Source organism: Nitrospinota bacterium, from assembly GCA_027619975.1.
Lineage (GTDB): Bacteria > Nitrospinota > Nitrospinia > Nitrospinales > VA-1 > JADFGI01.
On sequence record JAQCGX010000054.1, the window covers coordinates 1 to 10,783 of the forward strand.

Sequence of the window (10,783 nt, forward strand, 5' to 3'; positions counted from 1 at the left end):
GTATAACCTTTAAGGGTAGGTCGCCTGTCCTACTAAAACAAAAGACGCTTCTTTGAATTGGCGATTCGGCATCGTTGTCAATTTTTAGAGATGCCCATAAGTAATTTGGGACTCCATCGACAAGAGCAGCCAGTTTTGTTTTTATTCCCTTTTTACCCCACATTACGGTCTTGCACAAAATTCCTTGGAAAATTTGAGCTTATTAGCTATATAAGCTATAATTTTTGGTTACATCCTCGATCCTTCTTATTACAACTTTTTGAATATGAAATACTTAATCGTCATCGGCTGTGGTCTGACTGACCGGCCAATCGCGGAAAAAGACAACCAAACGCCGTTACAGATCGCGGACACGCCCCACTTGGACCGGCTGGCCCAAAAGGGTTTATCTGGAAATGTGCAAACGATCCCTGAAAACTTCGAGGCCGGAAACGATGTCTCCCTTCTCGCGCTGTTAGGCTATTGCCCGGAAACTTATCACGGCGGGACGGCCCCGTTTGACGCTCTGGCTCTGGATATCCCGCTTACGGAAGACGAGCTTCCCCTGTGCTGTACCTTCGTGCAGTTGCAGTCCAGCCACAACGACATGGTGATGAAAGATTTTACCGCAGACAACCTGCCGAGCGAAGACGCACGAGTGCTGTTGGATGCCTTGCAGGAGCAAATCGGCGATCCCTCGGTCCGGTTTTATCCCGGTATCGGTCCCCATAATTTGATGGTGATCAAAAGTCCGGCTTTTTCCAGAAGCCTGAACCCGCCCATGGAGCTGATCGGCGAGGGCATCCGCCAGTTCATGCCTGACGGCGAGGAATTTAAAGACCTGGTATTTCTCATGAACCAGTCGCAGATCATCCTGCACAACCATCCCTACAACCGCAATCGCCAAAAGCAGGGTCTGGACACTGTAAATAGTGTGTGGTTGTGGGGAAACGGTCCCCGACAGACATTGCCGCCATTTTCTGAAACGCACAAAAAGAGTGCGGCCCTCGTCACATCCTCTCTACTGTTCAAAGGCATGGGGAAATCGGCTGGAATCCATGTTGTTGACATTATGGGGCCAAACGGGAATCCGGCTGCCAGTTTCAAAGGCAAGGTGGATACAGCTCTTGCGGAACTTGACGCCCATGATATTGTTTATCTGCATATCGAGGAGATCGAGAATATCTCTCTCAAGGGAGATCTGGACGACAAAGTCCTGGCCATTGAAGATTTTGATCAGGAGATTGCAGGCCCCCTGCTCAATGCTCTCAACAGCCGGGATGATGTTAAAATGTTATTCGTGGAAAATCATGTAGCGTCGGCCTCTCTCATGAAATACACCAAAGATCGCGTCCCCTTCCTGGTCTATCCGGGACCGACGGGAAGCGAGTCCGCCGGGGGCTTCGATGAAAAAATTCTCGATGCCAACAAAATCCATTTTCAAAGCGGGCCACAACTGATTGCAGCATTTTTAAAGGACCAATTGTAATGGCCTCACTCATAGTCCAAAAATATGGCGGAACCTCGGTCGGGACTATCGAACGGATCAAAAGCGTGGCCCAAAGAATCGCCGAGGCGCAAAAAGCTGGCAATGCTATCGTCGCGGTGGTTTCTGCCATAGCCGGGGAGACCGATAAACTGCTTAAAATGGCGGCAGAGATTTCCGAGACCCCGCAACAGCGGGAAATCGATCTTTTGCTGTCATCCGGCGAACGCATCTCCTGCGCCCTGTTGACCATCGCTCTCAACGAGATTGGTTGCCCTGCCACCTCGATGACCGGTCGCCAGATTGGGCTTCAAACCGACAACACACACACGCGGGCGAGAATCAAGCAGATCGACGGAGAACGTTGTCACCATTATTTGCAGAAAAATCATGTCGTCGTGGTTGCCGGTTTCCAGGGCATCAATGAACATGGAGATGTCACCACCCTCGGACGTGGGGGATCGGACACGTCTGCCGTCGCTTTGGCGGTCGCTTTGCAAGCGGAACGGTGCGAGATCTTTACCGATGTGGACGGGGTCTACACCGCGGACCCGCGCGTGGTTCCGGACGCCCGCAAGCTGAATACCGTATCCTATGATGAAATGTTGGAGATGGCCAGTTTGGGCGCCAAGGTTCTGCAAATACGGTGTGTGGAGTTTGCCAAGAAATATAAGATGCCTCTGATCGTGAGGTCATCATTTAATAATAATCCAGGAACCTTGATCTCGGAGGAGGATCCGAAAATGGAACAACCGGTCGTTTCCGGAATCATGTATCACAAAAATCAGGCCAAGATCACGGTCAAGGGAGTTCCCGATCAACCGGGAATCGCCGGAAAATTGTTCAAGGCGCTCGCTGACGCCTCGGTCTCGGTGGACATTATTATTCAGAACATCAGCGATGAGGGATACACGGACATTTCGTTTACCGTCACCACCGAACATCTCAGAGACGCGATGACTGAAGTCAACCGGGTGAACGAGGAAATCAAGGCGGCAAAGATCACCTCGGATGCCAACATCTGCAAAATCTCCATCGTCGGTGCGGGAATGAAAAGCCATTCGGGCATTGCGGCCACCATGTTCCAGACGCTCTCCAAAGAGAATATCAACATCATGATGATCAGCACTTCGGAGATCAAGGTTTCCTGTGTGATCGACCAAAAATATACCGAACTGGCCACCCGCGCGTTGCACGAGGCGTTTGACTTGAAATCGGAGCCAGTCCAGGTTTCCTGTGAAGATTCCGTCCCGGCTTCAGATAAAAAGATGAAAGCTTTGTAACCCATGCGATCGATCAAAATATACGACACCACGTTAAGAGACGGTTCCCAATCGGAAGATGTGTCCTTTACCGTGGAAGATAAAATTCGCATCGCCCACAAGCTGGACGAATTAGGAGTCCACTATATCGAAGGCGGCTGGCCGGGGTCCAATCCGAAGGACATGGACTTCTTTGTCAAGATCCGCCGCGCCACTCTTAAAAATGCCAAAGTGGCGGCGTTTGGATGCACTCGCTATCCGGGAAAATCGGTTGCAGAGGACACCAATATCCAGCATCTCCTCAAGGCCGAGACTGAAGTCATCACCATCTTCGGAAAATCGTGGGACCTGCATGTGCGCCATGCTCTGTCCACGGATCAGGATGAAAATCTGCGCATGGTCACGGAGAGTCTTTCTTATTTAAAAAAGCACGGCCAGGAAGTGTTGTTTGACGCCGAGCATTTTTTCGACGGCTATAAATCCAATCCCGACTACGCCCTGAAGGTGGTCAAGGAAGCCGAATCGGCAGGCGCCGATTGGATTGTCTTGTGCGACACCAACGGCGGCTCCCTGCCCTGGGAGATCAGCAAAATATTCGCGGACGTTAAGGCTCAGGTAAACGTCAAACTGGGAATTCATTGCCATAACGATTCCGAGCTGGCCGTGGCCAATTCCTTGCAAGCCGTGGAAGCCGGAGCGGAACAGGTTCAGGGAACGGTGAACGGCTACGGGGAACGCTGTGGCAATGCCAACCTCATCTCCATCATCCCCAACCTGAAACTGAAAATGGGGTTGAATTGCGTGACCGACGGTCAAATGAAGAGCTTGAAAGAGGTTTCTTCCTTTGTCGATGAACTGGCCAATAAAGCCCACTGGAACCACCAGCCGTATGTCGGCCACAGCGCATTTGCCCATAAGGGCGGCATTCATGTGAGCGCCATTCAGAAAAACCGGCTGACTTACGAACACATCGATCCGGAATCCGTCGGCAACCGCCAGCGAATTTTAATTTCCGACCTGTCGGGAAAAAGCAATATCATTTTCAAGGCAAAGGAATTCGGCATCGACGTTGACGGGGACGACCCAAAAATCAGGAAAATTCTCAAAAACTTGAAGTCTCTGGAGAACCTTGGGTATCAGTACGAAGGTGCTGAAGGGTCCTTCGAGTTATTGATGCACGATGCCCTGGGGGACAAGGAAACTTTCTTTGACTTTGTCGGATTCCGGGTCATCGTCGAAAAACGCCAGGAGGACGAAGAACCAATTTCCGAAGCCACCGTCAAGATCCGCGTCAATGGCGTTTTAGAAGTGACCGCCGCCGAAGGGACAGGCCCGGTCGATGCCCTGAACAAGGCCATCCAGAAAGCACTGGTAAAATTTTACCCGGAACTGGAAGAAGTCAATTTATTCGACTATAAAGTCAGAATCCTCGATGAAAAAAAAGGCACCCGTTCCAAAATCCGCGTGCTGATAGAATCCGGAGATCATCACTCGAAATGGGGCACAGTCGGGGTTTCAGAAAATATCATCGAAGCCAGCTGGCAGGCGCTCATCGACAGCATCGAATACAAGCTCAACACCTTTTCTAAGAAGAAAACAATCTCCTAACAGGTTGCTGAAAAACTATTTTTTCTACCTACAACTGTCACACTGAGCCTGTGATGTTCGACCCTTGCCTTCATGCCCCGAAGGGGTATGTCGAAGTGCGAAAACAGCCCTTAATTATCAAGGTCCTACTTCGACAGGCTCAGCATGACAACAGTGAAAACCCTCGTGCTTGGGACTTTTTCAGCAACCTGCTAAAGTACGCTTTTTCAGGTCATTTCCTGAAAAATCCTCTTAAGAAAATTGACTCTCCCGAAAGGTCATTTTCCAGCCTTGACGATCCCCCCCCCTAAAATTCCTCAAATCATATTGATATATAAAGGGTTATGCCTTAAACTATTGATATGCGAGATCCCGAATCAGAGTTCAGATCTGTTTCATCTCAAAAACCGCCTTTTTGGGCAAGGATGCTCTCCTCGTCGGTGTTCCCCAATCTAGCTTTATCCATAATTACCATTATCTTCCTTGCCGCCATCGGATGGTACGGGCATACCGAAGTGGAGCGGGAAATGAAAGACAACCTTTCGGTCCAGTTGCAAACCCTGCTCTCGGCCCAGGTGGCGTCTCTCGAAAATTGGATAAAAGATAAAAAAAGGGACGCCGAGGTGTTGGCCAGCCAACCCGAAATAAAAGCCAAAATTATTGCTCTGATAAAAATCGCGCAAAAAGAGGATGTACCCGCTTCCGTTCTGAAACAATCCAAAGAACTCCTATGGCTCCGCAGACATTTAGGCAACACCTGCAAAAAATACGGTTTTATTGGGTTTGTGATTCTGGATTCTACCGGATATCAGGTCGGCGCTCTTCTGGACGACGCCTTGGGCAAACGAAAGTTGATCGAACGGTCGGATTTCTTTTACCGCTCTCTGCAAGGGGATACGGTGGTGTCTCACCCCTTTCCCGGCGAAGTGAACCTGCCGGATGAGCAGGGGAACTGGCAACCCAATCGACCCACCATGTTTACCTCTGTACCGATTCAAAATGAAGCCGGCCAGGTCCTTGGAGTTCTGGCCTTTCGCTTTCGCCCGGAGATGGAATTCACCCATATGCTGGAAGTGACCCGTTCTGGCAACACGGGAGAATCCTACGCTTTTAACGACGAGGGCTTACTCCTGACCGAAAGCCGCTTTATCGATCAATTGAAAAAGTAAGGACTGCTCGCTGAAAGCGATTCGTCCTCCATATTAAAAATCCAACTGCGTGACCCGGAAATAAATTCAATCTTCCCGGCCCATTCTCCCCTCAATGAAAATCACGAACCCGCTTTGACCTTAATGGCCGCCAGCGCGGTGCAAGGTAAAGCGGGGATGAACCTGGAGGGCTATAACGATTACCGTGGAATTCGAGTGGTGGGCGCCTGGACCTGGCTCGCCGACCACTATATGGGAGTGGCAACAGAGATCGACGCTAAAGAAGCCTTCGGACCGCTTTACGCTATGTCGCAAGGGTTTCTGGCGGTTTTTGGTTTATTGATTATAGCCTCGCTGATTGCCCTCTTGATGCACCTGATGCAGATGCGTATGCAGAAGGAGCGAAACCACGCCCAGGAAAAAGTACTGGAAAGAGAGATCAGAATTCAGGCCCTTTTAGATAATAACATTGACGGGATCATTACCATCGATGAAGGAGAAATCATTGAAACATTCAACACCGCCGCCGAGCGTCTTTTCGGCTACAGAGCTTCCGAAGTCTTAAACAAAAATATTTCCATACTTATGCCCGAACCTTACAAGGCAGCCCATAAGCAGCATATTAAAAGATATCTGTCTACTGATGAAACAAAAATTCTGATGGTAACCCGTGAACTTCAGGGGTTGCGTAAAGATGGTTCAATTTTCGATCTGGAGTTATCCGTAAACTCTATTGTGTCAGATGGCAAAACCTGGTTTCTTGGAATCGTAAGAGATATTACCCAACGGAAAAAGGCGGAGGATAAACTTCAAGTCCACGCAAAACATCGGGGGGCCATCAATAAACTCAGCCAAATCGCGTTACCAGGGGATAACGTCCAGGAATTGATGGATCTTGCAGTCCACCTTCTCAGTCGAACCCTCAAGGCGGAGTATTGCAAAGTCCTTAAATATATTCCTGAAGAACATGCCTTTCTTTTACAGGCCGGCTGGGGCTGGAAAAAAGGTTTGGTGGGCAAAGCCAGGGTATCGGATGGGATGGAGTCTCAGGCAGGGTATACCCTCCGGTCAAATAGACCTGTCGTCGTAAAAGATTTAAATCGGGAGGCCCGTTTCTCCAATCCCAAATTACTTTTGGACCAAGGAATTATAAGTGGGATGAGCGTGGTCATTCATGCAGGGGCTCAGATTTTTGGGATTTTGTCAGCTCACACGAAAGAAATGAGGGTTTTCTCACATGAGGAAGTAAATTTTCTGCAATCCATGGCAGATATATTGGGGAGCGCCATCGAACGCAAAAATGCTGAAGACAAATTGGAGCAGAAGGCCAGGGAATTGGAACGCAGTAATCAGGAGCTGGAAGATTTTGCTTTTATCGCCTCACACGATTTGCAGGAACCACTCCGCAAGGTGATGCTTTTTGGCGACAGAATTAAAAGCGTCTACCCGGCTGATGCAGACGATCGAGGGCTCAATTATATCGACCGCTTGCAAAACTCCATGACTAAAATGCAGGGCTTTATTCACGATCTTCTGGAATATTCCAGGGTCACCCGCACGTCCACTCCCTTAAAACCGATAAATCTGGAAGATGTCGTTTCCGAAGCCTTGAACAACCTGGAAGCGCAAATAAAACGGTCCCAAGGCACCGTCGAAGTCCTCCCATTGCCCTCCATCAACGGCGATGCATTTCAACTCGCGCAGTTATTCCAAAACCTCATTTCCAACGCCCTGAAATATTCAAAAGAAAATGTGCCGCCAAAAATCAAAGTCAGCTCCCGTTCCAATGGAAATTTCGCGTGGGAGATTCTGGTGGAAGATAATGGCATTGGAATTGATCCAAAATATTTCCACAAGATTTTCAAACCGTTTGAGCGTTTGCATTCAGACGACCAGTACGGTGGTACTGGAATTGGATTGGCCATCTGCGCCAAGGTGCTGAGCCGACATGAAGGAAGCGTCCGGTTAGAGAGCGTACCCGACAAAGGTTCCGTTTTCATCATCACCCTTCCAAAAATTCAGGCGCCAGCCTCCCAGGAAACAAAAGAAGAGCCCTCAACGGAATAAACCTATAAGGCGGTTCTCAACCACGTATCCAGCATTTTGCGATAAAATTTCCGCACCTCGCCGGTGGTTTCTTCATAATCACGCAAAAGCGCATCCGCCCGTTGTTCGACAGATTCACCCTCATAACCCAATAACCGGGCAAGAACCGCCAGGGAGTTTTTATCTTTCGGGAGATAATTTGAAGACGATTGATTGATAATGCGCAAAGCACATTCAAGATTTCTTAAGAAGAAATAATATTTCGCGACTCGGTCGGCTTCCGCTTGATCCAAAATCCCATAAGCGGCAACGACCTGCAAAACTTCCAGCATATTTGTCTGGCGGAGCTTGGGGTTCTGATAGCCATGCATCATCTGCAAGATCTGCAAAGTAAATTCGATATCGACCAGCCCCCCGAAACCCAGTTTAATGTTTTTCCCTTTTTTATGTTCGGCGGCAAGTTCTTTTTCCATGCGCTCACGCAGACAGGAAATTTCTATCAAAGACCCATATTCAAATTTTTTCCGGTACGTAAAGTCGTTCGCAATTTTAAGAAACTTTTCTCCCAAATCCGGATTTCCCGCGACAAACCGGCCTCGGGTCATCGCCTGTTGTTCCCAGACCTGCGCCCGGGTCTTGAAATATTCCTCATACCCCTTGACTGAAATAATCAAATCCCCCCGACTGCCATCCGGCCTGAGATCGGTATCCACTTTATAGGCATAGCCTGCAGATGTCATCTCCGAGGTCAACTGATAGATCAACTGGGAATAGTTCATGTAATGGCTGATTAATTCCGCCTGAGAAAGAGATGACTCCCGAGATTCCGGCTCATCGTAAACAAAGATGATATCGAGATCCGACCCAAAATTAAGCTCTCGTCCGCCCAGTTTTCCAAGACCAAAAATCGCAAAGTCATTGGGAAGAGGATGCGACGATTTGTTGCTCAGCTCTTCGTAGGCCAAGTCAGTGACTATTTGAAGGTACATATCCGCAAGGAAAGAAAGATCAGCCAGCGTTCCCATTAAATCCGCTTCCTTGATAAGATAGCGAATGCCGATTCTCAATTCCTCGCCGTGCTTGAACCTTCGAAGAACGATTTTTTTTGATTGGATATCCTGGCAGGATTTCAAAATCCGCATCCAATCTTCATTTATTTTTTCCGGCGGTTTGAAGCGATAGATGGATTCCAGGTCCATGAAAACATCAACGAGATCCGGTTGCTTGATCAATATTTGGGAAAGCAGGTCACTGCTGCCAAACAGAATAATGAGAAGCTCAAGCAACTTGTCCGATGAATTTATAAGGTTCAAATAGATTTCACGAGCGCCGCTGGCTTCAATAAACTTGACAAGATTATCAATAGCCGAATCGGGCTTGGGCACACCGGCGCTGAGATCCAGAATACGGGGAAGAGCGGAATAAAACTCCTGAATACTTTTTTCGGTGGGATGAGAAAATTGCGCGCCGTCCCGTAAAGATTCTAAAAACCGGGCAACCCGCTTGGGGTCGGAAAATCCTTTTTCACTTAAATAATCAACTGCAAGCAACTCTTCTTTTAAAGGCCGGCGCTCCAGTTCTCTCGATGCAATTTCAGTCGCCTCCTGTCTTGCTTTTTCAACAAATAAATTGGCAAACATATTGCCGACAAATTGAGTGTGGCGGTCAAATTCGCTGAGCAGGTTTTTTACCAGCGCCTCTGGACTCTCTCCATGCAAGCGCATTTTTCTAGCGAGAACCGCCAGTTGGACTTCATCATCCGGCAATACATGCGTCTGCAAACCGAAAGAAATCTGCACCCGGTTCTCCAGGTTCCGTAAAAAAATATAAGCCTCTCTCAGATTTTCATAATCATCCGGCGTCAAATAGCCACACTCCCGCAATCGTTTCATCAGCTTCAAAGTGGGGATCACCCTGAGACTTTCATCCCGACCGCCGAACAGAAGCTGATACGCCTGGACGGTAAACTCCACTTCCCGGATGCCGCCAAAACCCAGCTTGATGTCCCCCTTTCCGATTTTCTTACCTTTTATGTGCGCGTTGATTTTGTTTTTCATTGTCTTGATTTCTTCGATGGCGGAGAAATCCAGACTGCGTCTGTAAATAAAAGGGGAAAGCAGGGAAAAGAATTCTTTGCCGAGCGAAATACTGCCGGCGCAAATGCGGGCTTTGAGAAGGGCCTGTCGCTCCCAGGTTCGTCCCCAGGACTGATAATAAACCTCACAACCTGCCAGAGAATTGACCAGCTCGCCACTACGCCCTTCCGGGCGAAGATCCAGATCCACACGAAACACGCTGCCTTCCGCGGTGATCTCATGAATGGTTTTTGTGATCAGTTGGGCCAGCTTGATGAAGTATTCATGGTTGCTCAGGCGGACACTGGGGTTCACGGCCCCTTCTTCCGGTCGGGTCTCCCCCATACTCGACGTATAAATATAGATGAGATCGATGTCAGAACTGAAGTTGAGTTCACTTCCACCCAGCTTGCCCATTCCCAGAATGGTGAATTCCGCAATTTTCCAGTTTCCACCCGCATCCTGATAAAACGGAATCCCGTATTTTTTGCCACATTCCTTGTTGGCATATTCATAAGCGATTTGCAGACAGACATCGGCCAGATTGGAAATATCCTTCACCGTTTCCTGCATTTCAGCCTTGCCCAGCAAATCGCGCAAACCTATGCGGATATACTCTCTTTTTTTAAACCGCCTGAGCAGTCCGGGGGCCCCTCCGGGGAAAATGTTCTGTTCAGACATTTCATGAAAATCCCGCATGAGAGCATCCTTGGACCGCAGTTTATTCAGAATATCCGGATGTTTCAACCAGTCAAAATGAGAGGGGTCCTTAAGCAACGTGTCCGTGAGAATTTGACTGCCAGAAAAAAGAATCACCAGAGCTTCCAGTAAATCCGGGTTTTCCGTGAGCAAAGTGTACAAATAATTTTTATCTTGAATTTTATCGGCAAATCGTTCGAAGTTGGTCAACGCCAGGTCGGCATTGTAGGACCGGGAAATAAAGTCCAAAAAGGCAGAAAAGAAATCGGGGAACAGCTTTGAGAAGTTGACATGATGCGACAACGCCCCCAGGGTCTTCCAGGCTTTCACGGGATCATCAAATCCCAAATTTTTAAGAGACGCTTCACCTTCGGTGGAACAGGGGGCCTCTTCATAAAGGCATTGAATCAACTCGGATCTAATATTCATAAAATCAAATTTAGCAGGTTGCTGAAAAAGAGAAAAATCCGTCAGCGGGTTAAGTTTTGCAGGTTTTTGCTT

Annotated in this window: 6 protein-coding genes; 5 read left to right on the forward strand and 1 reads right to left on the reverse strand. The window is 48.4% G+C overall.

Features of this window, described 5'->3' with window-relative positions; all coding sequences use genetic code 11:
- The first annotated feature begins 265 nt into the window (after positions 1-265).
- The 5 genes from apgM (at position 266) to O3C58_13545 (ending at position 7,529) form a co-directional block, all read left to right on the forward strand.
- On the forward strand, positions 266-1,468 hold the full coding sequence (gene apgM, locus O3C58_13525) for a 2,3-bisphosphoglycerate-independent phosphoglycerate mutase (protein ID MDA0692872.1): 1,203 nt from the start codon (positions 266-268) through the stop codon (positions 1,466-1,468).
- Positions 1,468-2,748, forward strand: coding sequence for an aspartate kinase (locus tag O3C58_13530; protein MDA0692873.1), 1,281 nt, complete (start codon positions 1,468-1,470; stop codon positions 2,746-2,748). Before apgM ends, O3C58_13530 begins: the two co-directional genes overlap by 1 nt.
- 3 nt (positions 2,749-2,751) lie before the next feature.
- On the forward strand, positions 2,752-4,335 hold the full coding sequence (cimA, locus tag O3C58_13535; GenBank protein MDA0692874.1) for a citramalate synthase: 1,584 nt from the start codon (positions 2,752-2,754) through the stop codon (positions 4,333-4,335).
- A 404-nt stretch (positions 4,336-4,739) separates the two neighbouring features.
- A complete protein-coding gene (locus O3C58_13540; GenBank protein MDA0692875.1) occupies positions 4,740-5,483 on the forward strand; it encodes a cache domain-containing protein in 744 nt (247 codons plus the stop codon).
- 123 nt (positions 5,484-5,606) lie between these two features.
- Entirely contained in the window at positions 5,607-7,529 is a 1,923-nt protein-coding gene (locus O3C58_13545) for a PAS domain S-box protein (protein MDA0692876.1), read from the forward strand.
- Between the two features lie 2 nt (positions 7,530-7,531).
- On the opposite strand, the gene glnE is transcribed toward O3C58_13545, so the two are convergent.
- On the reverse strand, positions 7,532-10,711 hold the full coding sequence (gene glnE / locus O3C58_13550; protein MDA0692877.1) for a bifunctional [glutamate--ammonia ligase]-adenylyl-L-tyrosine phosphorylase/[glutamate--ammonia-ligase] adenylyltransferase: 3,180 nt from the start codon (positions 10,709-10,711) through the stop codon (positions 7,532-7,534).
- Positions 10,712-10,783: the final 72 nt, after the last annotated feature.

What these genes read in the sequence shown, in the direction of transcription:
- apgM (MDA0692872.1), top strand. Translation starts at nt 266, where the DNA reads ATGAAATACTTAATCGTCATCGGCTGTGGTCTGACTGACCGGCCAATC.
- O3C58_13530 (MDA0692873.1), top strand. Translation starts at nt 1,468, where the DNA reads ATGGCCTCACTCATAGTCCAAAAATATGGCGGAACCTCGGTCGGGACT.
- cimA (MDA0692874.1), top strand. Translation starts at nt 2,752, where the DNA reads ATGCGATCGATCAAAATATACGACACCACGTTAAGAGACGGTTCCCAA.
- O3C58_13540 (MDA0692875.1), top strand. Translation starts at nt 4,740, where the DNA reads ATGCTCTCCTCGTCGGTGTTCCCCAATCTAGCTTTATCCATAATTACC.
- O3C58_13545 (MDA0692876.1), top strand. Translation starts at nt 5,607, where the DNA reads ATGGCCGCCAGCGCGGTGCAAGGTAAAGCGGGGATGAACCTGGAGGGC.
- glnE (MDA0692877.1), bottom strand. Translation starts at nt 10,711, where the DNA reads ATGAATATTAGATCCGAGTTGATTCAATGCCTTTATGAAGAGGCCCCC.